The sequence below is a fragment of the Larkinella insperata genome (genome assembly GCF_026248825.1).
GTDB classification, from domain to species: domain Bacteria; phylum Bacteroidota; class Bacteroidia; order Cytophagales; family Spirosomataceae; genus Larkinella; species Larkinella insperata.
In genome coordinates, this window is the sequence record NZ_CP110973.1 from 4,985,727 (window position 1) to 5,012,722 (window position 26,996).

General features: G+C 45.6%; 16 protein-coding genes. 14 read left to right on the forward strand and 2 right to left on the reverse strand.

The features are described from left to right. From OQ371_RS20195 to OQ371_RS20250, 12 genes are all read left to right on the forward strand, one after another. Positions 1-864: an AAA family ATPase gene (locus tag OQ371_RS20195; protein WP_265990136.1), complete on the forward strand. Its 864-nt coding sequence runs from the start codon at positions 1-3 to the stop codon at positions 862-864. Then, positions 839-1,828, forward strand: coding sequence for a DUF3871 family protein (locus tag OQ371_RS20200; RefSeq protein ID WP_265990137.1), 990 nt, complete (start codon positions 839-841; stop codon positions 1,826-1,828). The genes OQ371_RS20195 and OQ371_RS20200 overlap by 26 nt, the downstream gene beginning before the upstream one ends. Before the next feature lie 395 nt (positions 1,829-2,223). Next, positions 2,224-3,048 (forward strand): hypothetical protein, encoded by an 825-nt coding sequence (locus tag OQ371_RS20205; RefSeq protein ID WP_265990138.1) that lies wholly within the window; start codon positions 2,224-2,226, stop codon positions 3,046-3,048. 16 nt (positions 3,049-3,064) lie between these two features. Continuing rightward, entirely contained in the window at positions 3,065-4,240 is a 1,176-nt protein-coding gene (locus OQ371_RS20210; RefSeq protein WP_265990139.1) for a hypothetical protein, read from the forward strand. Between the two features lie 12 nt (positions 4,241-4,252). Beyond that, positions 4,253-5,593 (forward strand): OmpA family protein, encoded by a 1,341-nt coding sequence (locus tag OQ371_RS20215; protein ID WP_265990140.1) that lies wholly within the window; start codon positions 4,253-4,255, stop codon positions 5,591-5,593. Between the two features lie 38 nt (positions 5,594-5,631). Beyond that, positions 5,632-6,540: a hypothetical protein gene (locus tag OQ371_RS20220; RefSeq protein ID WP_265990141.1), complete on the forward strand. Its 909-nt coding sequence runs from the start codon at positions 5,632-5,634 to the stop codon at positions 6,538-6,540. Continuing rightward, complete coding sequence (locus tag OQ371_RS20225) at positions 6,537-7,805, forward strand: hypothetical protein (RefSeq protein ID WP_265990142.1); 1,269 nt, start codon at positions 6,537-6,539, stop codon at positions 7,803-7,805. The genes OQ371_RS20220 and OQ371_RS20225 overlap by 4 nt, the downstream gene beginning before the upstream one ends. Before the next feature lie 47 nt (positions 7,806-7,852). Beyond that, entirely contained in the window at positions 7,853-10,789 is a 2,937-nt protein-coding gene (locus OQ371_RS20230) for an Ig-like domain-containing protein (RefSeq protein WP_265990143.1), read from the forward strand. A gap of 44 nt (positions 10,790-10,833) precedes the next feature. Continuing rightward, a complete protein-coding gene (locus tag OQ371_RS20235; protein WP_265990144.1) occupies positions 10,834-11,610 on the forward strand; it encodes a hypothetical protein in 777 nt (258 codons plus the stop codon). 27 nt (positions 11,611-11,637) lie between these two features. Continuing rightward, positions 11,638-14,694, forward strand: a complete 3,057-nt coding sequence (locus tag OQ371_RS20240) for a tubulin-like doman-containing protein (protein ID WP_265990145.1) — start codon at positions 11,638-11,640, stop codon at positions 14,692-14,694. An 11-nt stretch (positions 14,695-14,705) separates the two neighbouring features. Next, the gene (locus OQ371_RS20245; RefSeq protein ID WP_265990146.1) at positions 14,706-15,467 is read left to right on the forward strand and encodes a hypothetical protein; all 762 of its coding nucleotides are present in this window, start codon (positions 14,706-14,708) and stop codon (positions 15,465-15,467) included. 36 nt (positions 15,468-15,503) lie between these two features. Continuing rightward, positions 15,504-16,604, forward strand: coding sequence for a type I restriction endonuclease (locus OQ371_RS20250; RefSeq protein ID WP_265990147.1), 1,101 nt, complete (start codon positions 15,504-15,506; stop codon positions 16,602-16,604). Between the two features lie 285 nt (positions 16,605-16,889). Here OQ371_RS20250 and OQ371_RS20255 read toward each other — a convergent pair whose 3' ends face one another. Then, positions 16,890-18,137 carry an MFS transporter gene (locus tag OQ371_RS20255; RefSeq protein WP_265990148.1) on the reverse strand — a complete coding sequence of 416 codons (1,248 nt, stop codon included), beginning with the start codon at positions 18,135-18,137 and terminating at the stop codon, positions 16,890-16,892. Between the two features lie 723 nt (positions 18,138-18,860). Beyond that, positions 18,861-19,250, reverse strand: a complete 390-nt coding sequence (locus OQ371_RS20260; RefSeq protein ID WP_265990149.1) for a T9SS type A sorting domain-containing protein — start codon at positions 19,248-19,250, stop codon at positions 18,861-18,863. 393 nt (positions 19,251-19,643) lie between these two features. On the opposite strand from OQ371_RS20260, the gene OQ371_RS20265 reads away from it, so the two are divergent. Both OQ371_RS20265 and OQ371_RS20270 read left to right on the forward strand, forming a co-directional pair. After that, on the forward strand, positions 19,644-22,175 hold the full coding sequence (locus tag OQ371_RS20265; RefSeq protein ID WP_265990150.1) for a PAS domain-containing protein: 2,532 nt from the start codon (positions 19,644-19,646) through the stop codon (positions 22,173-22,175). A gap of 911 nt (positions 22,176-23,086) precedes the next feature. Further along, positions 23,087-26,977, forward strand: coding sequence for a PKD domain-containing protein (locus tag OQ371_RS20270; protein ID WP_265990151.1), 3,891 nt, complete (start codon positions 23,087-23,089; stop codon positions 26,975-26,977). Positions 26,978-26,996: the final 19 nt, after the last annotated feature.

A 26,996-nucleotide genomic window follows, 5' to 3' on the forward strand; every position in this document is an offset into this window, starting at 1 on the left:
ATGGCTATGCATTTACGGTATGCTGAACGCAGACAAGCTCGCATTCGGGTATTGCTGCAAGGGCCCTCTGGTTCGGGTAAAACGTATTCCTCCCTACTGCTGGCATATGGACTCACAGGTAACTGGTCATCAATTGCTATTATTGACACCGAGAATAAGTCCGCTGATTTGTTTGAGCACTTAGGCAAGTATCGGGTTCTAGTTTTAGATCCACCTTATACACCCGAACGTTACGTTGAAGCCCTGAAGATATGTGAAGCAGCAGGAGTACAAGTAGTTATCCTCGATTCATTGTCTCATGAGTGGCAGTATATTTTGGATGAACATTCGGCCATGACGGGCAACTCCTACACAAACTGGAGCAAGCTAACTCCTCGTCATGATAGCTTGGTGAATGCTCTGTTGCAAAGTAACTGTCACTTGATTGCGACGGTTAGAGCCAAACAAGATTATGTGTTGGTGGAGAAAAACAATCGACAGATACCCGAAAAGGTCGGCATGAAGGGAATCACTCGGGAGGGAATGGATTACGAATTTACACTGGTCTTTGAGTTGGATAATCGCCATTATGCTAGGGCTACGAAGGACCGAACAGTATTATTTACAGATAGACCCGACTTCTCTATCTCACCCAAGACAGGTCAGCAGATTTTGCGCTGGTGTCAGGAAGGTACCAGTCAACAGCAGGTGGAAGATATGATCAAAGCCGCCAAGGATACCACGCGGCTCAAGTATCTATACGACTTATATCCGGAATTCCGGGAGGCTCTGACGCCTTTGTTTACTGAACGAAAAAACGAACTACAACTCATCTCATTACCCAAACATCCCAAATCATATGGAAACGCAAATCATGCCGCTTGAAGAAAGCTACCAAGCCGTTGTTGTCGATCAAGCCCCTTCCTCGGATCGGGCTTTTTTGTTGGCGAATACCTTACCGACCAGCTTACGGGAAATCCAACAGCAACACATTATTCCTGTGTACAGCAAAGACAATGAACCGCTCATCTCTCACGGGGACTTCATCGAATCCACGATGGAAACGGTTCTGCGGTTGTTTCCTAGTGAAAGCGTACTGGAACCATCCATTCGGGTATCGCATCCGATTAAAGGCCGTATTCCATCAGCTCGTAACAAACCCGCTAAAGATTTAGAGGAGTGGGAGCGGACGCTGTATTACGAGCGAGCTGCCTTTGTCATCGAGGTTCCGACGATCCAGGATACAGTAGGAGGGAACCAACTATCCCTAACCATTGGCGGGGTGAAAGCCTACAACCTCGACAGTCTGCATCAGAAGAAAGGAGTCGATGAGCATTTTAAGATCTTCATAGGCTTTCAAAACCAGGTGTGTACGAACCTGTGTGTCTGCTCCGATGGCTATGTAGCGGATCTACGAGTTAAGTCCCTGGCTCAACTAATCACCGAGATTGAAGGAATGATCCGGCGGTATCAGATTAATCAACATCTGTCACTGATGAAGCAGCTTACGGATTACTACCTAACTGAACAGCAGTTTGCCCAGTTGATCGGTCGGTGCCGGTTGTATCAATACCTACCTCAAGTCCAGAAGAAGGACATTGCTCCCATGCTATTGGGGGATCAGCAGGTGTGTATGATTGCCAAGGACTATTACCGGGATCAATCCTTCTGTCGGGAGGCTGATGGTAGTATCAGCTTGTGGAAGGTCTACAACTTGTTCACAGGAGCTGTCAAGAGCAGTTACATTGACACATTTCTAGACCGGAATGTGAATTCACTGGACTTGACGAGTGGCATTTTGCAGACTTTGCAGGGTTTGCAAACTTCGCAAGGTTGGTTTGTGCAGTAGCTGAAGGGCAGGAGTCAGTTGGCTTCTGCCCTTCCTTATACTATAATGATGAATTTTACTTAATATTCTCGGATGGAAAATATTTATGGTGTAGTTTTATATTTTAAACTAATTGACTATCAGTGTGTTACTGGGGGATTGGTTTCGGATAATGATAATCTTTGCCGCAAAATAAGTCAGTGTTCAAGTAAATGGCTATTCCTGAAAATCTTATATGACAAATTATTTACTTTGTAAGGATAATATACTTACTTAGGAAGTTTGTATAACTGAAAAGGTAGTAAAGACTTATTTCTAATAAATTTAAGTAAATAGGAGCTATTTAAGACGGATTATCTTGTTGGTAGATAGGGTATTACTATTAAAAGTATTGGTTGATAAAAAAGTCATTATTTATGAGGAATAATTTCGGGCTGTTTATTTTATTTATTTTTATTCTGGTGGGATGTAGTAAAAAGGCTGTAGTGCGTTTTACTCAAAAAAAACCTGAACTTACCTCGGCTGATGTGTTGACAGAAATTATGCTTGTCACTAAATCACCCCGAATTGTACTGCGAGTTCCCAATACCCGCAAAGGGGTGACCAATACACAAGGTACAGGCATATACCTTTCACAGAATACACGATCAAAAAACAAATGGGATCGGACAGGGAAAGCCTTCCATGAAGCTGGCGCTGATGAATTGCAATACGATGAGACAGCCTTATATAACACGATTGAAAAGCAGCTTTTTAAAGAAGGATTTAGTGTACGAGATCGTGGACTATTTAATCAGGTTCTGGATGATAACACAAACGTTGACTATTCCAAAATCAATGCACTGACGAATACCGATTTAATTCTAGAGTTAGTCAAAATTGATAGTCAAATTGGTTACACAACCAACGTCTGTTATCTCGATGTGAGCGATGAGCAAAAATTAATTAATGATTACCGTGATATGCGGGGAGCAGCTGTGGAATTTAAACTGGTCTACGTTAAAACCAATGAAATTGTGGGTACTTATAAAATTCATTATACGCCCTGTACTGAAGGCTGCCGCGGAATATACAAGAAAGGAGGTTCACGAGGGGCTTTCACGAATTTCCTCTGGACTAAACCCGGTGAAAAGGAAGCTCTGCGTAAACTGAATAGTAAAGCTTTTCAATACCTCGATCAGGATGCATTGGAATTATTTATAGCGGATGCGACTCACCAACTGGTGCAAACAATGCGCTAATTTTTTAACCAAATGTATGAAGAAACTTTTACTTTCAATCCTAATATGTACTGGAATAACGTCGGGGCTGGTTGCTCAAAATGTTATTTACACGGCAAACGGAAACAAATTAGACAACGCTCAACTTACGGGCGTAACGGAGGACAAAATATCATTTACCGTACAACGGGCTGAAAAGCCGGGCTTGTTCAGTTTTCAGCGGCAGAATGTTCTGATTGCCTTCAGTCAGACAGGTAATTTTTTAATTATAAAGGATCTTAGCGCCGATCTTTCTCAGGCTCAACAACAGTTACAGGCATTTCTGTCGGCACCAGCCCGTTCAAAAGAAAAAGATCTCTTGATAAAAGCAGTGCCCTTAACAGTTATCCCGGCTTCTATTTCCTATGAAAGTGAGTCTGTTGTTAACTATCAGAATAGCGATGGCAAATCAGCATCTATTTCAAAAGGTGAACTGGTCGCCATTTTGTATAGGGATGGTCGACACAAACTGATCCATGACCCTACCGAAGCTGCTCCTTTATTAAGTAGTGTTAAAAAGCAAATTGAATCAGGAAGCACCACTGCCAAGCCTCAGCCAGTGGCGACAGCGCCTGCCCAAACACCAAGTCAGCAACCAGCGAATGAATTGAAGCCGGAGCCTGCTCAACAAGAACATTCATCCAAGCCTATGGTAACAGGGAATAAGCCCGCCCTTAACGAAGCGGAATACCAAATTTACCGTAAAAAAGCACTACAAAAAGTTGACGAATTTGTATCGTATTTAAATGTAATCACCGATAAAAAACTATCGCTTTACGAAAAAGACAAAGCAATCGCGGAAGCTGCAAAGCTTTTTATGCCGGCAGCTACTATCGAAGTTACCTCAAATAACCGAACCGGATCCCGGCGTTATCCCATTCGCGACTATCTTACCCGGCTAAAACTATTACCGTATTCCTCCGCCAAGATTGAATGGTCAGAAGTTCAATATATTAAAGAACTATCACAGGCCGCCGACGGAAATTATTATGGAATCATAACCGGACAGCAAACTTTTATTGGATATGGCAGCCAAGGAGATAATCCAATCTATAGCGACGTAACACAAAAGAATGTTCGTGTCAAGCTGCAGTCGTATGAAAAGACGGTTAACGGAAATACCAGTGTAAATTGGGATGTATTGTTAGGGAGTATTGGAGTAGCAACTAAGTAATACATCATTATTGTGGTTAAGGTACTTTTAGCACTTCTCTTTATCCAAACTTTAGCGCAAGCACAGTTTACTGAGCTACCAGCATGCCTTCATATAGAAGGTAAAATTGTGGATTATGTAACGAACTCACCTTTAGCAAATGCCAAATTATACGTCAAGTCTCCTACTAATCGAGTAAAAGTTGCGCAATCTGATGCCACCGGATGGTTTGAAGGGGAGATTTCATGCACTGCTAATGAGCTTATTATTGAGAAAGCCGGTTACCGGTCGCAAAACATGCATTTAAGACAAAAAGGCGAATCAGATTTAACAACGATCGCTGTATTCATTCCCCTATTAGCTGTAGAGAGACAGGGAAAAGATAAACCTTATTTGCAAACTGAACAAACGGATTACGTCCATCGTAACACGGCAAGTAGCGCAGAAAAAATAAGTAAAGGAGCTGGACAGCACAGCATATTCATGATCAAGGATGCTGTCCTCAATTCACCAATAGAGGCCCGGGTTTGCTTCTTTTTTACGAAAGAAAGCTATATGGATTGCAAAGAATCGGATTCTAACGGACAGGTTGAATACGATTTTAAAGAAGCGGACATAGTCGCTTTAGAAGTTTCAGCCGTAGGATATCAAACTTTCGCGGGTAACCTAATTGTAGATGCAATAGACGGTCGTGTATTGAAACATAAGATTCAACTCCAACGCGAACTTACGGTATTAACTGTACAAACTACAGCTACTTCCCAATGTAAACTTAGAGCTGACAATAAGGAAATTACTCTTTCAAAGATTCCAGGTAAACCAGGTTGGTTCTGCACATATAAGGTACGGCCTCAACTCTACGAGTTAGTTATAACCGATCAGTCTCGAACTACCCGTCAGTCGATTACGCTGAACAATGGTTTAAATTACGTTCAACTCTCAAAGAAAAAAGTTGAGACTTCGACTAGCTTATTGTCTACAGTCGACAATACCAATTATAGTATTCATAGCTCGATAGCTCCTCTGTTTTCGCCCGACAGCATACCCATGATTTATTTTCAGCAAGGAAGTTATCTATTGAGATCCGACTCCCAAGAAGTGCTCAAGCAAGTTGCAATCTATTTGAAAGCTCATCCAAACTTTGCCTTACAGGTAACGGGACACACCGATAATGTAGGAGAAGAACGAAAGAATAAAGTTCTATCTGACTATAGAGCAGTTGTCGCAGCTAACTTTTTAATTCAGCAAGGCATTTCCGAAAGTCGGCTTAACAAGACTGGTGTTGGAAGCAAACAACCAATTTCCCCAAACGATACGGAAGCGAATAAGGCCCTTAATCGTCGGGTCTCTTTAAAGATAATTAACAATCTATGAGGAAAATCTATCTAATAAAGAGTCTTTTCTGCATACCAGTGATGATTCTGATTGGACTGGTTGGATGCCATCAAGAACCACTGGTGCCCACTTCTGCAATTCCGTTAGCCTGTCAGCTTAATCAACTGGTTACGATAAACGAAGACAGTCGGGACACGTTATTGTACTCGTATGATTCTTTCGGCCATGTTGTGAAAAGTGTAATCCGGCAATGGAATAAAGGGCAATTGACCAATAGCACAGAGCACAGCTTCTTTTACACTGCAGATCACTACCTGAATAATGAGATTGAACGAGGAATGGCGCGTTATACTGATGGAAGCCAATTTAGGATAGATATTGGCTATCAGTATGACTATCAAGACGAGCCAAAACGGGTTCGATCAGTGCGGATATATAATAATTCTTCAAATGAAACCATTGGCTTTAGAGAATACACCTACCAAGGTACTACTCTTAAGACTTATACTGAAACGGATGGCAATAGAGGAATTCTCAAACGCTATACGTATGATGGATCCGGCAAACTAATTCAACTAGAGCAGCCAAACTCAGGAACAATTGTCAAGATTTCTGCAGGAAAGATTGTGCAAAAAAACTTTTCTAATGGAACGACAATCCTACTCGAATATGACAACCTGGGTCAGCTCAAAAAGCAAACCGTTAATACGTCCAATGAGCGATCTGTGTCTACTTATACGTATGACTCCAAACCCTATTGGAATAAAACACAATTGTTATTCAGAGGGGTCATAGCGCCTGATTTAGGAGAGCACAAATCTATAAATAATTTACTTACTTATAGCTACCAGCAGTATCAGGATAACACGCTCATCGGTGAACAGAAATTAACCTATAAGCACGCTTACAATAAAGAAGGCTATTCACTCGGTTACGGCCGAAGTGACGGCGTTCGTCAGTTTACTACTTACACCAATTGCCCATGAAACACCTTTTTACAATTATCTTATTGAGCCAGTGTTTCTTGAGTGTCACAGTTTTGGCTCAACAAAAATCGGCAAAAACATACGTTGCCATTATTGGTAATGCAGGGTCAGTTGTGTCACCCGATTTTAAAAGGCGCAATGATGAAATCAAGTTTCAAGCCAGAACCAGAATCAATAAAGATCTTCTAGAATTCTTTAATTTGCTGATAAGGGATGACCTAGGCGAAAACGAGCGCAATTATTTAATTCAAAACAGCTATTTGCCTAATCCACAACAGATTTTTAACGGAGACGGAGTCGTTGTTGAAGACGATATTGACCCGAATCATACTTCTGCTGAGAATGTTGTGGACATAGGTATTGAAAGATACCTTCGAAATCTCGATTTATTTTATTCCAAATCTGATTCGGCTACCATAGCTTTTTCAAATATTGTTGTTTCTGACGTTAAAGAAGGAAAAGAACACCCTTATCTGAAGGTATTCTTCACCCAAAAATTTAATGGCAGAAATAAGCAAGTCAATCTACCTTACAAAGCTGTTCAACGAGTTGCTGAATTACGAGCAGAGAAGGTAAATGGAAAATGGCAAACCTTGATTACCCGGTTAGGCTTTCTTCGTCCAGAGGAGTTTCTCTCTCCATTACAAAATTTGACAATACCCAAAGATTTTGGTCCTAAGCGGCCCGTTAAGGGAACGGCGAAAATATTCCATAAAGTCGACACTACGATTGATACTCTGGGAGTGAACTGGGACAAGCAGTGGCTTCAGGTAGTTCGCTCCACAATTCCTCAATTGCCCATTGGATTCTACCAACGTAGCAAGACCGGGAGCAATGGAAAAGGGGATATTAGTATGACACTAATCAAAAATGAACAAAAACTCATCTTCCACCGGAATGATGGTGCACCTATAGCCTTTGATCGAGTAAAGGATCCTAAAGAGACAGATCGTCTCAAGTTGAAATACCGACGCAACGGATGGCTTCAAATTGCTGCAGGTCTGGCAGCTTTGGGAATAAGCTATAGAGGATATACCAATCTTCAGAAAAGCTATGATACCTATCACGGTGAGTTGGCGAGGCTTAATGCAGAATACGCCATCTGGAAAGATTTGTCTCAGCAACCCGCAGGGAATCCAATTACCTCAATGAATTTTAACTCGTATTCACGACCAGGAATTTATGCCGTATACGGAGGAGGGGTAGTTGGGGCAGGATTGATCCTTAACGGAATCCGGCAATTAATCAAAGCAGGAAAACTTTAAACAAGAACGTATAGAGGAATATTCAGCTTCTTAATTGGTAGGGAAAGATGAAGTTAGATTTTAAGCGATTATGGCGGATTGTCTTGTTAGTCGCAATCAGTTTTGCTGCCACAAAAGCGCAAACGGTACCGATAGACACTATAGCACCCGTGGATACCACAATTCAGGCTGCCCTGGTTACGAGTGACATGGCGGGGAGTTTCTGCGCGGGAAGTAGGGTAGAATTTGAATTTGTAACCAAAGGTACTTATCCTGCAGGTGAGCAATTCAAAATTTTATTAACGGACTCATTGGGAAATTATACTCAAGATTTGGTGATAACCAGTGCTCAATCACCCATTTCAATTCAACTTCCCCTCAATTTCCCCGGTGGGTTATACTTTTTTCAGGTTGCCAGTAACTTGACTGGCATATTGAGTAACAAAAGTAAAATTTATATTTCTGCGCTACCAACGCTAACCATCTCGGGCACATCTACTGTGTTAGCAGGAACGCCGTCCGCCGTAGAGTTGAGTTTTACAGGGACACCGCCTTTTACCGTTGATTTTGTTGATTACAAACCAAATCTTTCACCAGCATACAGCCGTTCGATTACGGCTATGGATTATCAACTTGTTATTGATCCGACTGTCTATTCCTCTGTAACATATGATAAAAATTATATAAAGAGTTTTAAAGACGGTCAATGTGGGCTAAGTCCGTTCATTAATGGTTTCTCCCAAATTTTAGTTTCTGCACTAACCATTACCACCGGAACACTCGATCAAGCGTATTGTCCTGGCTCAGTCTTGTCTGTACCCTTTACGATCGATAGTCCTTTACCAGCGGATGCCCTTTTCCAGTTGGAATTGTCGGATGGCAACGGAAATTTTCAAAACGGCAAGGTAATCAGTTCAGGAAGTCGTACTAGCCCTATCACTGCCACGTTACCAACAACCTTAGAAGTAGGAGCTTACAGAATACGCGTGGTAGTGCAAAAGTCAGCCGGAGGAGTTGATTACAGTGAGATGGTAACTCCTGTTTCCAGTTCACTGTCAATTAGTCGGCCTGAAGCTCCCGAGGTTTCGGATGTATTCTTTTGCCCGGGTTCAAAAATGAGCCCCCTGACTGCCGTTGGAGTGAATTTAAAATGGTTTACTGAAGGGTTGACCCAGCCATTAGCAGGTGCCCCTACGCCCCCAAACGACCGATCTACCCGGTATTTTGTTAGTCAAACCGTTGTTGGATGCGAAAGTGTTTATGCTACCCTCAATGTGATTCCGAAAGATGTACCTCCCGCACCTGATGTGGAAAATGTTTCCTTATGTCAAGGGACACAGGGGCAGTTTACGGTTGCCATTCCTGAAGCGTTGTGGTATACCTCTAAGACTGGCGGGATTGGGGCAACGCAACCTCCTTTGGTAGATAATCAAAACCCAGGTGATCAGATTTTCTATGTGACTCAGACTGTTGGTGGCTGCGAAAGTCCGCGGGCAATGGTAAAAGCGACTGTTTTCCCCATTCCACCTGCGCCATCCGTTCAGACTCCAGCTCCACTTTGTCAATATGCAACAACGGCAAAGCCACTTGTAGCTACCGGGCAAAATTTGACCTGGTATGATCGTCTGGGTAAGTTAGCTGAAGCACCGATTCCCCCAACATTACTGTCTGGGACCGTTTCATTTTCGGTAAGTCAACGTGTAAATGGTTGTGAGAGTCCACTTGCTTCCATTGAGCAGGTGATTCGCTCTGCCCCGGATAAACCCACTACAAGTTCAGTGCAGTACTGCGTAGGCGACGTTCCCCGATCGTTAACGGCCAATGGTTCAAACTTGAGATGGTACGTCAGTGCCGATGGAGGGGTTGGGTCTTCCAGCTCGCCTGCATTTTTCACGGAACAAGCTAGTACTTTCACTTTCTATGTTACTCAAACTGATAATTTTACCTGCGAAAGTCAACGTGAGCCGGTAGTCGTTACAGTGGTTTCTGCTCCCTCCGCTCCAACCGTAACTCCCAGCCAAGTAGTTTGCCAATTTACTAAAATGGAGCCTTTGACTGCTTTCCCCAGTATGGGACTAATATGGCAGGGATCGGGTATCAATGGTACCACCGAAGTTGCCCCAATTCCTACAACTACGGAACCTGCCACGTTCACTTATACGGTTTCGCAAAAAGCCGGAAGCTGTACCAGTCCAGCTTCTGTAATTACTTTCACTGTCCGGAAGATTCCTGATGCTCCAAAAGTGATTTCTCCTGTTGCTTTCTGTATTGGCCAGACTAACACGGAGCTTTCGGCGCAAGCCGAAGGAAAATTAACGTGGTATACAGACGCAGCCCATTCTGCTCCATCATTTCTACAAGTCTTTGCAAATACAGAAAAGGCTAGCATTACAACCTATTTTGTCACACAAACTGATAATTATGCTTGTGAAAGCCCCAGTAGTACATTGGAGGTGCGAGTGTCTGCAAAGGCAACAGCGCGACTATCTGGGGATGGAGACATTTATGCTGGAGATAGCACTGCCATCCGTGTTCGATTAACTGGGGATGGACCCTGGAAATTCACCAACTGGCTGGGACAAGAAATAATCGCTAGGGCAGGAGACTCTTTGTATGTTAAGTGGGAGAGACCGACAAGTACTCGTACCTACTCCATTTCAAATCTGAGTAGCACATGTGGGGTCGGTGATATATTAAATAGCTATACACTTTTTGTCAGAACACCACTAAGCGCTCAGCCATTGACAGAACCAGTTCTTCTAAAAGCTTATCCGAACCCATCAACTGGTGACGTCTTTGTGGATTGGAGTTTACCCACCCGGCAACTGGTGAATTTTCAGCTTATTAATGCAGAAGGTAAAATTGTTAAACAGATTGAAAGCCAGTCTGTAAGCGGTTTGCAAAAAGAGCATTTTCAGCTTCAAGGTCTACCTGCTGGCAAATACTTCTTAAAAGTAACGACCCCTAAAAACGGTATTATCACTCGATCGCTATTGAAAGAATGATTAGAGAAATTGATAAAAAGTACAGAACAAAAGAAGCTTAAAACATGTCTACGAACCCTTTTAAATGGATCTTTGAACTAATTAGCATTACTTCAGGTGGATTGACGAGGATGGCCTCTTCTCAACTGGGGCTTACATTCTTAGCAGCTATAGCTATCACCGCATTGTGCGCATGGATATGCCTGCATTATGTTCAACTTTGGAATAAGCGTTTTCGGCTGACAACTACCCATAAGGTACTTACGGCCCTTGCCTGTACTTTAACATTCTTCTTCGTGCTGGCTTATGCGGGCCTATCATTTATGAAGGAAATCACGGCGATTCGCATTTCGCTTTGGCAAACCATGATTAAGCTCGATCATGCATGGGCACGCGAAACTCTGGCAAAAACGTATGATGCCGTTAAAGAAGGTGGTTTCGAAGACTTTTCCCGCTACCCAAGCCCCGACTCGGGAGTTCCTATCACAAAAAGTGAGTCACGGCTCATTGCCGCGGAAGTAAATGCCAATGAGGCTTCTCGCCATTTTAGTGAACACCATCCTTTCCTTAGTAAGATAATTTGGACTCATCTTGAACTTCCCACTAAGATTGTAAAGGAAGACGTTGAGGAATATTTTAAGGAGCCCTCTAACCGTATATATCCACAGGAAAGAGCTATTGATTTGGCTGCTGAGCATATTAAAACTCAACTGATGCAGCAAACTCCACGAGTCGTTACTCTTTCCCGAATTGCATTAGTACTCGCATTTATAATCGTGCAACTAATTCCGTTTGGACTGATTGGATATGCGGCTTATAAGGATATCAAAGTATTAACCTAGTGAAAAACTTAAAACACGAATCATCAGATGGCAAACCATATACTTATCGGCTTAGGCGGCACAGGCGGTAAAATCATTCGAGCATTTCGCAAAACCATCTATCAGGAATTTAGGCAAACCAAGCCTGAGAATGCTCACCTCGGATACTTGTATGTTGATTCAAGTGACGAGCTGATGAGCTTGGAAGATTCTACGTGGAAGATTTTAGGGAAAAGTGTTCAATTAGGAGAGAATAGTAAGGTTCGAATTAAAGGTCAAAATTTAAAACCAATCCTTAATTCAGTTGATCAATATCCAGGTATACAACCTTGGATTGGTGATCGGGCTGTTTGGAATGATGTTTTGGGTAGTATAGTTGGGGATGCTGCTGGTAGCCAGCGCAGGCGTTTAGGGCGCTTTTTATTAGCAACAAATGTAACAGCATTTATAAATGCGCTAAATGCTCAAGTACAAGAATTAGTAAAAAACTCACAAGAGCCCAATGTGACATTCCATGTATGCTGCGGTTTAGCCGGGGGAACCGGTAGTGGAACGGCAGTTGATGTCGTAACTCAGATTCGTAATAACTATCGCCCAACTTATCCAGGTCAATACCGGATCGTGATTTATGCTTTTCTACCTGACGAAAAGCCTAAACCAAACCGTGATATGACGGGCTTTTATCACGCCAATGGATATGCAGCCTTAAAGGAATTAAATGCTCTTAGTATCGGAACATTTAGGCCCGTTGATCTGGCGGCTAAAAATCCTAACCAACTTCGATTGGAATTGCAAGATCCTTTTAACGGCTGTTATTTATTTTCAAATCAAAATGAAAATGGCTACCTAGTTGATGTAGATACTCGCCTTCCTGATATCATTGCTGATTTTCTCTATCAAAAGATAATTGCAATAGAGACGGTTCAGGTCATTGGTGGACAGGAAGAACATCCACAAGTTACATTAAGTCGCCAGGAAAATGCCGAAAACGGAGATAGCAGCCCAGAGCCTTCTCCTAATGATTCTAATGTTATAGAACGCAGCAAACGGTTCCTAACATTTGGATTAAAAAGAATTGCTATTCCAGAAGAGGAAATCCGCGAGTATACAACGCTGACGCTAGCAAACCAGGCCACTCAACACCTTCTTTATAATAACTGGAATGACGACACAGGCTGGGATAACAAACCAAAGAACATAGACTATACTTCCTACGTCCAAAAGAAGGAAAATCTTGAAGGTTGGTATCTTTCCAATGATCATATCACCTATTCCAAAGGTATACTGGAAGGAGATCGGATGAATAAGAATTGGAAGCTAATAAGTGAATACTGGCAGGTAGTAGCTGGTCCGATGATGGACACGGCTATGCAGGAGGATTGGTCACAATGGCTTCGGGAAATTGAGCGATTATTTGCCGAGAAATTTGAAAATGAATATCGAGGTAATGGCGTAAAAACTTTTTATGCCAATAAAGAATCGGCCAAAAGCGCAATTGCGCTGGAAATGAAACAAACACTTGAAGTGAAATTGATTGACTTATGGCGTAATGGTGAGTTTTCAATGCATAATATTCAGCAAATAGCTGAAACTCTCGGCGTTTGGGTGTTGGCCAAAATCAACGAAGCGAACGGAAAAATAGCCAAGATCACAGAAGAGATTCCCGGCGAGGAAGCCAAGCTTAGTGCAAATAACAAGCAGTACAGTGATATTGGTGTATTATCCCGGACGATGGGTAAGCATAAAAGTATGCTGATTGGGCATACAGAAGTACTTACGCAGCTCTATAAACTTCGTACCAATTTGGCGGGGTGGGAGTTCGCGAAATCGCTGCTAGGTGCATTCAATTTGCAGCTTTCTGGACTGCAAAGAGATATTGCCACTACTGTACGGACTCTGACTGTTTCAATCGAAAGCTTTGAAAATGGCCTTAAAGAGCGTTTACAGGATAAAGGTTTAGAGTTAAATGGTCATGTAATTCGATTTTATGATCGAGATAAAGTGATACAGAGACTACCTGATTTTGTCCTCAATAAGAATTTACAGCATACTACCGCCAGCAATGTCCGTAACCGACTTCTAGGCATTTTAGGGAATACACAAACGTTTGGTAATTTCAACAGCAAAATAACTGATGTGGTGTTTCAGGATACGTTGTCTGAAGCTTCCGAGCAGAATGCTGATGTCTGGCACGATACTTTACCCAAGCAACATCAATTTATGGGGCAAAGTATTGTTCAAAAGTTACAAGAAGAATTTGCTGGCAATGATTTAAGGCTTACGAAGTTTGTCCGTGATATAATCAAACAGTCGGGTAGTTATTTGCAATTCAATACTGAAGAAATAAATAAAAAGGGAGATGGTATTCCTGATCGGCCGAACAAAGTAGTGACTTATACTGTCATTATTCCCCATACCCCAGAGGAACAGGATTTTGTTAAAAAGCTGGAAGAAGCGTTTCGACAGAATATTTCAATAACTGGTAATGTAAGTATATCTATCGTCCCGCAAAACGATCCCCGACGTCGCCATGAAATTGTCTTAATGACCGTAACCAACCTCTTTCCATTACGATTTGTTGGACAGCTTAAATACTTGAAGGAGGGATACGATCGCCAAGTAATTCATCATCAAAATGCGGGTGAAAAAGCTAAAAATAGGATGATTCTTCATTTGGAAGGAGACGGTATGCAGCATCCTGATTTATATATAAAAACAATAACTCGTAATGAGTATACGCCTTACATGCTGACCGCAATAGCAATGGAGCTTTTTACCAAACATGTAGATTCTCGTGGTGTTTCACAATTAGCCTTAGTACGCAAAGACGAAGATGGTTTTGACCTTGATCCCGTATTTCTAGGGACGGACTTGCATCAAGCCAAAGAAAATATGTCTATGCAAGATCTGGAAGCTTTGAGACGAGAAGTCGAAGCCAAGCTAAAAAGTGAGTTCTTACAGATAGCAAAAAGGGAGGAGCTAAAGATTAAAATCATTGGCACCATTGAAGCCTTTAAAGAATCAAGAGGAGGGAGCCTGATTGATCCTGTATACGTAGCTTTCCGTGATGCAGGGAAACAAGCAGTAGCCATTTTAAAACAATAAGCCCGCCGACTATGAAAAAGTATATTTGTTTAAACCATGGAGAATGCAGTTGGGCAGATGAAAAACCTCCTAGAGAGTTTACACTCGATAATCCGGATGAACTTAATTGTCCTAACTGTGAAAGTAAAAATATTAAGGAGGCTCCCAAATCATCTACTCCTCCATGGTCAAAATTTGCAATAATCACTGGCTTACTTTTATTAATAGGAGGAATCGCATGGTATTTATGGCCTGTCAATCCACCTCCCCCTCTGCCACCTTTAAAAGTAAGCGTTGTAGGACTCGATTGTAATACAGGTTTTCTAACTCTGACTACCAATTATGGAGACGGTAGCCCTATAACTTTTGGTGCGGAAGGCCAGGTATTGGCACAAAAGGATAGCAGCTTTAAGATTGATAAATCTCTATTGTATAATAAATCTATTACCGTTTTTGCAGTTCAAAATGGTTACAGAAGCACTGCTGAATTTATAACGTCCTGTACTCCACTGCCACCATCCCCACCTCCGACGCCAGGTCTATATCATGGAAAGAAGACAAAACCTACCAATAGGTCTCCAAAAGGGGATCTTACTGTGATAGAAGGAAGTGAGGGATGTGAGGTTTGTACGCGTTATTACAGTGCAATTGATGAAGCTGGCCGTACTCATGAGGTTAGAGAAAAAAATTCAACCCATTGCTGCCCTTGTGGTCAAACTGTTCAAATAAAAGGATTAACCTACCGTATGAAGTGCGATGAATTAGCTGGAAACAAACTTATTCTTATTGAATAGATTACTATAAAACATTTATCTAAACCTGTAACCACAATGGATTTTAAAGATCAGATTAAGCAGCTAGGCGAGAGAGTTGCTCGTTTAAAAGATTCGATTTTAACGGAGGAAGCCACTAAAACGGCATTGGTGATGCCGTTTCTTACTACCCTTGGCTATGACGTATTTAACCCCTTTGAAGTAGTCCCAGAATTCATTTCAGATATTGGAACCAAAAAGGGTGAGAAGGTCGACTATGCTATTATGCGTGAGGTGAATGGTCAACCTGAACCATGTATGCTGATAGAATGCAAGCACTGGAAACAGTCGCTGACGCTTCACGATAATCAACTACTGCGGTACTTCCACGTAACAAAAGCGCGCTTTGGAATCCTGACTAATGGGATCATTTATCGATTCTACACTGATTTGCAGGAGCCTAACAAAATGGATGAAAAGCCATTTCTTGAAATCAACCTGCTAGACCTTCGAGATAATTTGGTTGAAGAATTAAAGAAGTTTAGTAAACCATATTTCGATGTTGATACAATTATTTCAACGGCAAGTGAGTTGAAATATACCAGTGAAATCAAAGCGCTGATTCAACAAGAAATGACCAATCCGTCTGATAACCTCGTCCGTCATTTTGCAAAACAGGTGTACAGTGGCCAGCTGAATGCTAAAATGATGGAGCATTTTACTAATCTGGTGCGGAAGTCATTCCAGCACACATTTTCAGATCAGATCACGGAACGTTTAAAAACCGCCTTGGATCAAGAGGAAAAGGCAATTGCTCAACCCGCTTCTATAGATTCAACTCCAGCACCTCCTGCTGAGGAGAAAAAGGCGGTTAATGTTGTTACCACCCAGGAGGAACTAGAGGGTTTCTATATCGTTAGAGCTATTCTTCGAAACAATATAGATATTAACCGGATCGTACACCGCGACGCTCAATCTTATTTCGCTATTCTGCTAGATGACAACAATCGAAAACCTATTTGCCGTTTGCATCTCAACGGAAATAAGAAAGCTATTACTGTCTTCGATGAAAACCGTACAGAGCAACGGCATGAAATAAGTAGTATTAACGATATTTTTCTTCATAGCCAATCATTAATTAAGGCTCTTTCTGCTTACGAAAAATCAATAGCATCTTAGATTTTTCAAATTGGCTTTTTTCCTAGGGGTATTTTGGGTCCCTAGGAAAAAGATATGGATTTATAAGTAACTACCAAAGCAGTTACTTATAAATCCATATCTTACAACATATTTTCTTTTTTTATCAAGCATGAAGGCAAGATACTCGCATTACTTTCAAAGTGTGCAAACAATGAAGAGTTATTTAGATGTGCCGATCTAATAATGCCTTGGGTTCCTATGGTTTTCATCGAAAACAGTTTTTCTGCTTTATTTACTGTCTTCAAAACCCATTGTGATTTTTGTTTAACCCCTGGAAGTCTTAGCTAATAGTAAGGCCAGTAAAGCCGCTCCCATAACGGCAAAAGCCATCAACAAATAGGATGTATGGAAACTTCCCATAAGTCCATTGAGATAACCTACCAAATAAGCACCGACAAAAGACCCTAAAGCTCCCATGCTATTGATCAAACCGATAGCCCCGCCTGCAACGTTTTTAGGTAACAGTTCGGTAACTAAGGCAAAAAAAGGACCGTAAGGAGCATATAAAGCACCCCCTGCAATTACTAGCATAATATAGGAAAGCCAAAAGTCCATACCCTCCAACAGGTAGGTGCCCATAAAAGCTACTGATGCGATCAATAGAAAGGGCCAAATGAAAAGAACACGGTTCTGGGCTTTATCGGAGAAGTAGGAAGCTCCAAACATGCCAATACTAGCTACCACATAAGGAACTGCCGACAACCACCCTGTAATAACGATGTCCATATTCGGACTTGCTTTGATAATGGAAGGTAGCCACATCACAAAACCGTATACACCCAGACTCCACAAAAAATAGTGAATGCATAGCAGGATAACCGGTGTAGAACGAAACGCCTGGCTGTAATTTTTGACTGGTTTAATGGCTTGTTGTTCATTCGCCAATCGCTCTTCAAGCAGTGTTTTTTCTTCATTCGTAAGCCAATAGGCTTTCTGTGGGGTTTCATCGATCATTTTCCACCAGACAAAAGCCCACAAGATTCCCGGTGCCCCTTGGATGATGAACATCCATCGCCAGCCAACGGAATTGATTAAGTAACCCGAGAGAATTGACATCCATAAGACGGTAACGGGGTTGCCCAAAATCAAAAAGGTATTAGCGCGCGAGCGTTCTTCCTTGCTAAACCATTGACTCAGCAGAATGAGCATGGAAGGCATCACGGCACTTTCTACCACACCGATCAGGAAACGAATCACAATTAAAGCGGTGACATTACTTACCATTCCCGTGGCTGCGGCTAAACCTGCCCATAAAATCAATGAGACTAATATTAGCTTCTTAGCACTTTTGTGAGCCGCATATTGGGCACCGGGAATTTGGAAGAAGAAATAACCCAGGAAGAATAACGAACTAAGTAGGGAAGAGGTTGCCTGAGAAATTTTGAGATCTTCATTCATTCCACCAGCCGCAGCAAATCCGAAATTAGCTCGATCAAGATAGGCTAGGCTATAGGTGATGAAAACAATCGGAATAATGCGGTACCAACGACTCGGAGCTATTGTAACAGGCATGGAAGAAGAGGCTACTTTTAGAATCTAGCTTAACCGTATAAAGAATGAAGGTCGAAGTTCTTACTACTTTTATGGCTAAGCATTCCTTCCTTTGAATTGATAGTTTTTAACTATAAGTTATGCTATTGAAAATCAGTTGGTTGAAACAGTTTCAATTCAGATGTTATCAGTAAGCTATACGTATACGTAATGGACGGAAAGAATCCGTCCATTTTATTAATATATATAGGTTCTTGGACAATTGGACATTCACTGACCGTAGCTAGGATTCTAAAGAAAAATTAAAATCAGATCCAACAAGGCCTTAGATGAACATCTGGGTTACACTCTTAATAGTTGAAGGCTGCTAGCTCTAATACCGGTTGTAATTCATAAATTTTCCGTAGACCTTCTACCAATTTGTTCGAGTTTTCAACAGTTGGGGGTACCAAACAGGACAGGCCACCCAATTGGGTGGCCTGTCCTGTTTATATGATATTTTGTGTTTTGTCACCCTTAAAAAGCCCCAAGACGAACAGCACAGCTAGTGCTGGCAATCTTCCAGTTAGAGGGTCGTGAACGAAATGAACAAACTGGTTTGAACATTTACCGGTTTGCCGTTGAGCTAACCAGGAGTCCAGTCTGGCATGGCCTTAGTGACTCGGTCAGCTTCTCCCCATCATAACCTCTTCCCGCGCTTAGACTAACCCACTTATCCGTAATGCAACCAACATTTGTTACACATTAACGAACCGCAATGAGCCGGGGAGCCGCCGTGGGGCGCTTCGTTGCCAAAGTCAACTCCTGGGTGGTGGTCGTCAAACCATTGGAAATTGCGATCTGATAAATACCGTCGGGCAGGCTGCTGACGTCCAGTCGCAACCGAACAGCCTGCTGGCGTTTACCGATTGGCTGAACGAAAACTTCTCTGCCTTCAGCGTTGATCAGCCGGACCGTGACGGCCCCCGTGGTTTCTTTCTGAACCGCAATCTGCACTTTGCCTTCGGCGGTTGTATGCATCCCGCTCTGGAAAGCGGCTGCTTGCTTGGGTTTGCGGGTGTCAGCTTGAGTAGTTGAGAAACTGGTAACGGTCAGGGTCAGGGCGACGAGCAGGGTATTAACGATGGCTTTCATGGCGTCTATTGTTTTGATGTTGTTGTTCTGTTTTATTGAGTCAAAGGTCGGGAGACCCGCCACGAAAGCCTGTCACAAATGAGTCATTCCCTGTTACTTTTGAGTAAAGACACGGTTTGGAAGCACAAACTGCGGAAAATGGGTATGATCAACAGGCCGAACGTCAATTTCAGACAGCCGAAGCTAGCTTACTCTCGCAAACCGTGCCTTGTCATGCCGTGAACCACGGGGCTTTTACCAGGAGGAGGGTACTTTCCCACCCGGATGAAAATTGATGAGAAGTGCCGAAAGGGGGGCCCTTGCGTAAGATAGCTGCTATGATCAATTGTAAATACCTTTCACTATCCAGGTTTCTACGTAACTTTATCCAATCGATTGGCTTGTAACGTACGAATGACCATCTCTCCATCCTCCGAGGAAAACAACCGGCTTGCAGCCCTCAAAAGTTATGACATCCTTGACTCCCTACCGGAGCAGGACTACGAAGACATTACGCTGTTGGCGGCCCAAATCTGCCAAGCGCCCATTGCACTGATCAGTCTGGTGGATGAGGGGCGCCAGTGGTTTAAATCCAACCACGGGCTTGACATTCGGGAAACTCCGCGCAACCATTCCTTTTGTGCCCAGGCCATCAACAATCCAACCCAAACACTCGTTGTTCCGGACGCCCGGCAGGATCAACGCTTTGCCGACAATCCGCTGGTAGCGGGCGATCCCCACATTGTTTTTTATGCCGGTGCCCCTCTGGTGGATGAGAACGGTTTTGCCCTCGGATCGCTGTGCGTAATTGATCAGCAACCCAGGCAGTTGACCCCGAGTCAGTTGACGGCTCTTCAGGCGTTGTCCAGGCAAGTGGTCCGACTGCTGGAATTGCGCCGACAAACCAAGGCGCTACAGGAAAGCGAAGAACGATATCGGAACGAAAAAGCCGCGCTGGAAACCAACCAGAAGCGGTTTCAAACCGTTTTAAAACATGCTCCAATCGGTTTGGGACTCCTTCGGGGAGAAGACCACGTTTTCGAGCTGGTTAACGACCAAATTGCCCAAATGGCTGGTCGGCAGGTGGAAGAAATGCAGGGGAAACCCCTGTTAGAAGCTTTGCCGGAGTTGGCTCAGCAGGGACTCAAGGAGATTTTTGACTCGGTCCGCCAAACCCGTCAGCGCTTTGTTGCGCCGGAAATTCCCGTAACCCTACAGCGGAATAACCAGATGGAAACGGCTTATTTCTACGCCAGTTTTGAACCCGTCGAAGAACCGGATGGCACGGTTAGTATCGTTGATTTTAGCCTGGACATAACCCGGCAGCTCCAGGGCCAACGCGACTTGCAGGCCAGTGAGGCCCGTTTTCGTTCAATTGTGGAGCAGGCGCCCATGGCCATTGGCCAGTTAAAAGGCCGGGAACTGATCATTGAACTTGGAAATCCCAAACTGTTTGAGGTATGGGGCAAAGATCAGTCGGTTACTGGGATGCGGTTGATCGATGCCCTACCAGAGTTAAGCGGTCAACCGTTTATTCAGCTTCTGGAAGAAGTTTACGATACAGGAAGACCATTTTACGGCAATGGCGTGATGGCCAAACTCATGCGGCACGGCCGTCTGGAAGACGCGTATTTTGATTTTAGTTACACACCCCTGCGCAGCGCGGATAACCAGATTTCGGGGATTATGATTATGGCCGTGGAGGTAACCGAGCAGGTGCTGGCTCGTCAGGCCATTGAGGGCAGCGAAGCGCGTTTTCGGGGACTGATTCAGGAAGCTCCTTTTGCCATTGCTGTTTACGAAACCGCCGATCTGGTTATTTCAGTCGCCAACCCCGCCATGATCCGGCTTTGGGGCAAAACTCCGACCGTTGTTGGGCAGAAACTGGTCGATGCCCTGCCCGAACTGGAAGGCCAGCCGTTTATTCCGCTGCTGAATGTGGTTTATGAAACAGGGCGGACCTACCGCACCCATGAGCAGCCCGCCAGTCTGGTGGTGGATGGCCGCTTACAGACTTTTTGGTTTAATTTTGTTTACCAGCCCTTGCTGGACGCGCAGGGAAACGTCTATGCCATTCTGAATATGGCCGTTGATGTTACGGAAAAATACCTGGCCCGTCAGGAACTGCAAACCAGCGAACAACGATACCGCGATCTGGCCGGAGAACTGGATCAACGGGTGCAGGCCCGGACTGAAGAACTTTTGCAGGCCAATCAGGAACTCAAACGTTCGAACGACAACCTGCAACAATTTGCCTACATTGCCACCCACGATTTGCAGGAGCCGCTGCGTAAGATGCAGGCCTTTAGTGGTTTGCTAATGGAGCAGTATGCTCATCAGCTGGACGAACAGGCCCGGCATTATCTGGAGCGGATAGCGGTGACGGGGGGGCGTATGTCGATGTTGGTCAAAGATTTATCGATTTATTCGCGGGTGGCTATCCGCCAGGAAACTTTTGGTCTTGTCGCGCTCAACACGGTTCTGGAAAACGTGCTGGATGCGTTGTCATTACTTGTTGATGAGCGGAAGGCGGCCATTGAGGTTGGCGATCTTCCGGTTGTCCGGGGCGATGAAGCGCAACTGTATCAGTTGTTTCAGAATTTGGTTTCAAATGCCCTCAAGTTTACCCCTCTGGATCAGCAACCGCGCGTCCGAATCGACTATGAACTACTGGATAGAAGCCAGTTGTCCGCTGGTATTCAGCCCGCCAGCTACGCCCTGCGGTTTCACCGAATCAGTGTACGGGATGAAGGCATCGGTTTTGATGAGAAATATTTAAGCCGGATATTCCTCGTTTTCCAGCGACTGCACAGCAAAGATAAATTCCCGGGTTCTGGAATTGGTTTGGCCATCTGCCAGCGAGTGGTGGAAAATCATGGAGGATGGATTACCGCCACCAGCAAACCGGATGAGGGGGCCACATTCCAGATGTATTTACCGGCCTAACTACCCGCTTCATTTATTGTTCGCATATCATTGGCCGACGGCATAGCTACCGGCGAGTGATTGAAAAGCCTTATCCGTCAACGAATCAAATCTGATTGGCTAATTTTTAATGCGTTGCAAGTCAAGATAATGGGCGGATCAGCGGGTAAAGAATACCGTCATGCCGTTCAGAAAACGCGGGGCAAAATAGTCGCATAAAAAGCGCCTGATTGAGTTCTGTTAAATTCAATTATTCTCCGGTAAAGCATCCATAATAAAGCCACTCGAAAGCGCTGCTGATCAGCAAAACAAATTCCACTCGTAGTTTCTCCAGTCTTGCACCATAGTTAAAACATCTTGCAAAACATCCAAATTTACGGGATTGAGGCAAAGGGCTGAATGGTATTGTCATGTCCTGATCTATTTACAACATTAGTATTTCGTTATTAAGCTCCTGTTATTAACTGCATAATACCAATAAATATAATCTTAATTATAAGCGTCAAAAAGCCTACTCATTACTTAAATCCATATAATCACAAACCTGGCTGTTTTTATAATATTGGCATTGTCTGTGCTACACAATAAATGATATGCTATTAGAGAATAGTATTTTATTAATAGTTTTTCAAAAGAGTCAGATAAATGTGTCTTGTAAATAGCCTATGGTAAACGCTCGCCTTCTTCAGTATTCCGTGTGATTAAAGCAAATTAGTTCGCATTTCCTCCTTTTAAGCTTCCAAGAGTGACTAGTTGATTGGGTAATTCAATAGAAATTTTGTCTGATAAATAGATCTTTATTTTTCAAAATATTCTGCTTTAAATCCCTGTAAGGTAATCGATTATTGCTCTTTTTTATTTTTTAACGGCACTCGATTAGGTGTCGTCTGGTAAAGTATTGTGCCTACCGTAACTTGTAAATTAACCCTAAAATGACTCAACGCTACTTCTTAGTTTTCTTTTTAAGTTTTTTTGCCTTTCAAGTTTCTCGGGCGCAGACCGCCATCTTTAACGCCAGCCTGTCGGCTCAACCCGGTTCGGCCATCAGCCTGCAGGGCAACTTCGGGGCGTCGGCCAAAGCCTACCTCAACAAAGGCACCTCCTCCTCCTCGGTCAGCTTACCCATCCTGGTGCAGAGCGCCAACCAGGCCACCGTCCAGATCCCGGCCGACCTGGGCCTGGACCTCTACCAGGTCTGGGTCTCCGACAACGGCCAGAACAGCCCCAAAGTCTTCATCAACCAGGCCTGGGGCATGCACTTCGACTCCCCCGAAGTCGCCCCCGAGGGCACCCTGCGCATCTTCGGACGGAACCTGCAAGTGAGCGGGGCTACGGCTAGGGTCCAGTTTATGAGTCCGGAGGGCAGCTCTCTTAGTGCTACGGTTATCTCGGGTGATGCCTACGCCCTCACGGTGAAAGCCCCCGGCGGCCTGCAGCCCGGCACCGTCTACAGCGTCTGGGTCAGCAATGGCCTGGCAGGCTCCCTGGGCGAAACCAAAATGAGCAAAACCATCACCGCCATCAAGGCCGGGGCCGACTACTTCAAACTCAACGTGGGCTGGGCCGCCAAGCTGGACTTTTACAACAATGTCTACAACGTCAAGACCGATTCGCGGCTGAGCACCAAAGCCAAAGGCGACGGCAACACGAGTGACTACAAAGCCCTGCGCGAGGCCATCAAGAAGGCCAACGCCGACGGGGGGGGCATTGTCTACCTGCCAGCGGGCACCTACAAACTGGACTTTCCCGACAACTTTGAGGGCATCCGCATGCTGGACCGGGTGGTGCTCCAGGGCGCCGGCAAGGACCAGACCATCATCAAGTTTGGCTACAACACCAACTCCGATAAAGTCGGTATCTTTTGGGCCACCAACGTTACGCAGGCCGGTATTGCGGACCTGACGCTCCTGAACATCGACAACGATGGCAGCATTATCACCAACATGCGGGGTAAAGGAAATGAGATCTTTCTGCAACGCATCCGCTTTGACCTGGCCAAAAGCAACTGGATCTGGTTCAACGGCAGCGATAAACTCGTCATCGCCAACTCGGACTTCACCCACGGCGTCGACAACCAGTTCAGCTACCGCGGCCCCTTCATGCTCAACGGATGCTCCAACTACGTCTTCACCGGCAACCACGTCACCTTCGCCGTCGATGGACTCAACTTCGACCGCAGCCACGACGGCATCATCGAGAACAACACCATCCTGCGCGATGGCTCGGCCCGCTACCCCCTCGAGCGGGTCAACCACGTGCTGGTGATGAACTTTGCCCTGGATGTGGCCGTCCTCAACAACACGCTGAAAGTTATCAATGGGCCCGCCCAGAACAACTTCGACGGCGAAGCCATCATCGCCGAAGGGGGCGGGGCCACCCGGCCCGACGAAGACACCGGCACGGTCAGTGGGGCCTCGGCCAGCAGCCTGCGGGACGATGCCAAGACCTGGGGCAGTCTCAAGCAAAGCCCGGTGGTGGCCATCGTGCACGGCAAGGGCATGGGCCAGTGGCGCCGGATTGTCAGCCGCAGCGGCAACACGCTGACGGTGGATCGGCCCTGGCAGGTGACGCCCGCGGCCGGCAGCCGGTATGCGATCTTCAACTGGGGCTCGGAGAACTGGCTCATCAAGGGCAACAGCATGGAGGGCAACTACCGGGGCATCACCCTCTACAAGAACGCCACCACCCAGGTGGCCATTGTGGACAACACGCTGTTGAACAGCGGCTCGATCGATCTGACGCCCTCCCAGCAGATGCGGGGCAGCACCCAGACGTTTATTCCCATGTACAACAACCAGCTTGTGGGCAACCGGGTGAGCAACACCAACGTGCTGGTGGGCAACTTCATCGGGGTGCACACCGTCCAGCAGTCGCAGGAGAAGTGTTTCGGCACCTCGGTGCTGGGTCTGGAGATGCGCGGCAACACGCTGCGGGCGGGTCAGCCCAACATGGGGGCGGACATCCACGGGGACCCCTACCCGGAGGGGTATCTCAACACGCTGGAGTTTCACTCGGCGGGCAAGAGCTACGTTGACGAGGACATTGCAGCGGTGTTGGGCACGATCCTGGAGAACAACACGGCCATCAACAGTGAGCATGCGCTTTACTTCAACAGCGGCAGTTACAACACGTACGTTTGTAATACTCGTATGACGAACGTCAGGAACCTGTTACACGATGAGACGTTTAACAAGGTCACGCACGGGGCGGTACGGACGGGCTCGTGCACGCCGATCCCGGCGCAGCTGACGGCTGATGCGGGGGCTGACCAGACGCTGATGTTGCCCACCAACAGTGTGGTGCTGGCGGGGAAAGCCACCAGCAGTCCGGCCGACAACATTGCCAGCACATCCTGGGCGAAGGTATCAGGCCCGAACCCAGCCATCACGGGTCAGAATACGCTAAACTTGACATTGTCGAAAATGCCGGCAGGCACCTACGTCTTCCGGCTGACGGTAAAGGATAAGGACAATCGGCAGGTGACCGATGAAGTGACGATTACGGTAAATCCGGCCACTATGACCGCGGCATCAGAAAATTTGGCCGTGGCTACGGCTCCTGCACCAGTTAGCAGTCCGCAAGCGGTCGTTAGTTATAGTCTGATGAATGCGGATACCGACCAGGAAATCAAGGTGATGACACCGGGGGAGACGCTGAACCTGGGCACCTTGCCGACGCGGAATCTGAACATCCGGGTCAATACAAACCCGGCGACGGTAGGGTCGGTGGTGATGGTGCTGAGTGGCGCACAAACCACCACGGTCACTGATGCGACGGCTCCTTATGCCTTCGGGGGAGAGACCAACGGGGATTATGCAGCCTGGACGCCCACCGCTGGTAGCTATACGCTGAAGGCCACCCCGTATACGGGGGCGGCCGGTACAGGAACTGCCGGTACACCGTTCAGTTTGAACTTCTCAGTGGTAGATGTTCCACTGAACCGTGCTCCGGTAGCTCCCGCATCCATTGCCGGTTTGTCGGCTCAGGTAGGTGTTCCGTTGACATCAGGCGCCTTGCCGGCTTTCACGGATCCGGAAGGAAGCCCGATGACGTACACGATCGCTGGGTTGCCGGGGGGCTTGACGTTCTCGGCGTCCAGTCGAGTGATCAGCGGTACGCCGACACTAGCGGGAAGCTTTACGTTAAGTTACAAAGCCACCGATCCGCAAGGCGCAGCTACCAGTGTAAGCATACTGCTCACCGTGAGTCCCGCGGCACCTGCGGTAGTAACCGGAAATTTTGAAGGATTTCTGGACAAAGTGGAATGTGGTACCATCCGGGGCTGGGTGTGGGATCGGAACAAACCCAATACCCCGCTTACCGTCGAATTTTACACGGGCAGCACCGTCTGGGGAAGTACCGAAGCTAACATCTTCCGGGCTGATTTGAAAACGGCAGGCAAAGGCAACGGAGCACACGCCTACAGCTTCGAGGTGCCCGCGTCATTAAAAGGAACGGGTGCGAAAGTCATTTACGCCCGGGTGCAGGGGAGCACCTATGTGCTGAAAGAATCTGGGAAAACGCTTAACTGCCCCGTCCCGGCTCGTTTGTCGGCCGAAAGCGAACAGAAGATGCAGGTCGTTTTGCTGGGGAATCCGGTGACGGATCAGGTTCGGGTACAAGTGCTCGGCGCCGAAAGCCAGCCCCTGCGCTTGCTGTTAACCGACCTCAGCGGGCGGCTTGTTGCCGAGTCGCAAGTTGATCAGGCCGGGGCCACTGAGCAGCAACAGTTGTCGGTCAGCAAAGCCGCACCGGGTGTGTTGTTGCTGCAGGCCATTACCCCCACAGCGTCCGTGACTGTTAAAGTATTGAAAGCGCACTAACAAACTCAGCATCTGTGTT

Coding starts and splice junctions, on each gene's coding strand:
- OQ371_RS20195 (WP_265990136.1), top strand. CDS start 1: ATGGCTATGCATTTACGGTATGCTGAACGCAGACAAGCTCGCATTCGG.
- OQ371_RS20200 (WP_265990137.1), top strand. CDS start 839: ATGGAAACGCAAATCATGCCGCTTGAAGAAAGCTACCAAGCCGTTGTT.
- OQ371_RS20205 (WP_265990138.1), top strand. CDS start 2,224: ATGAGGAATAATTTCGGGCTGTTTATTTTATTTATTTTTATTCTGGTG.
- OQ371_RS20210 (WP_265990139.1), top strand. CDS start 3,065: ATGAAGAAACTTTTACTTTCAATCCTAATATGTACTGGAATAACGTCG.
- OQ371_RS20225 (WP_265990142.1), top strand. CDS start 6,537: ATGAAACACCTTTTTACAATTATCTTATTGAGCCAGTGTTTCTTGAGT.
- OQ371_RS20230 (WP_265990143.1), top strand. CDS start 7,853: ATGAAGTTAGATTTTAAGCGATTATGGCGGATTGTCTTGTTAGTCGCA.
- OQ371_RS20235 (WP_265990144.1), top strand. CDS start 10,834: ATGTCTACGAACCCTTTTAAATGGATCTTTGAACTAATTAGCATTACT.
- OQ371_RS20240 (WP_265990145.1), top strand. CDS start 11,638: ATGGCAAACCATATACTTATCGGCTTAGGCGGCACAGGCGGTAAAATC.
- OQ371_RS20245 (WP_265990146.1), top strand. CDS start 14,706: ATGAAAAAGTATATTTGTTTAAACCATGGAGAATGCAGTTGGGCAGAT.
- OQ371_RS20250 (WP_265990147.1), top strand. CDS start 15,504: ATGGATTTTAAAGATCAGATTAAGCAGCTAGGCGAGAGAGTTGCTCGT.
- OQ371_RS20255 (WP_265990148.1), bottom strand. CDS start 18,137: ATGCCTGTTACAATAGCTCCGAGTCGTTGGTACCGCATTATTCCGATT.
- OQ371_RS20260 (WP_265990149.1), bottom strand. CDS start 19,250: ATGAAAGCCATCGTTAATACCCTGCTCGTCGCCCTGACCCTGACCGTT.
- OQ371_RS20265 (WP_265990150.1), top strand. CDS start 19,644: ATGACCATCTCTCCATCCTCCGAGGAAAACAACCGGCTTGCAGCCCTC.
- OQ371_RS20270 (WP_265990151.1), top strand. CDS start 23,087: ATGACTCAACGCTACTTCTTAGTTTTCTTTTTAAGTTTTTTTGCCTTT.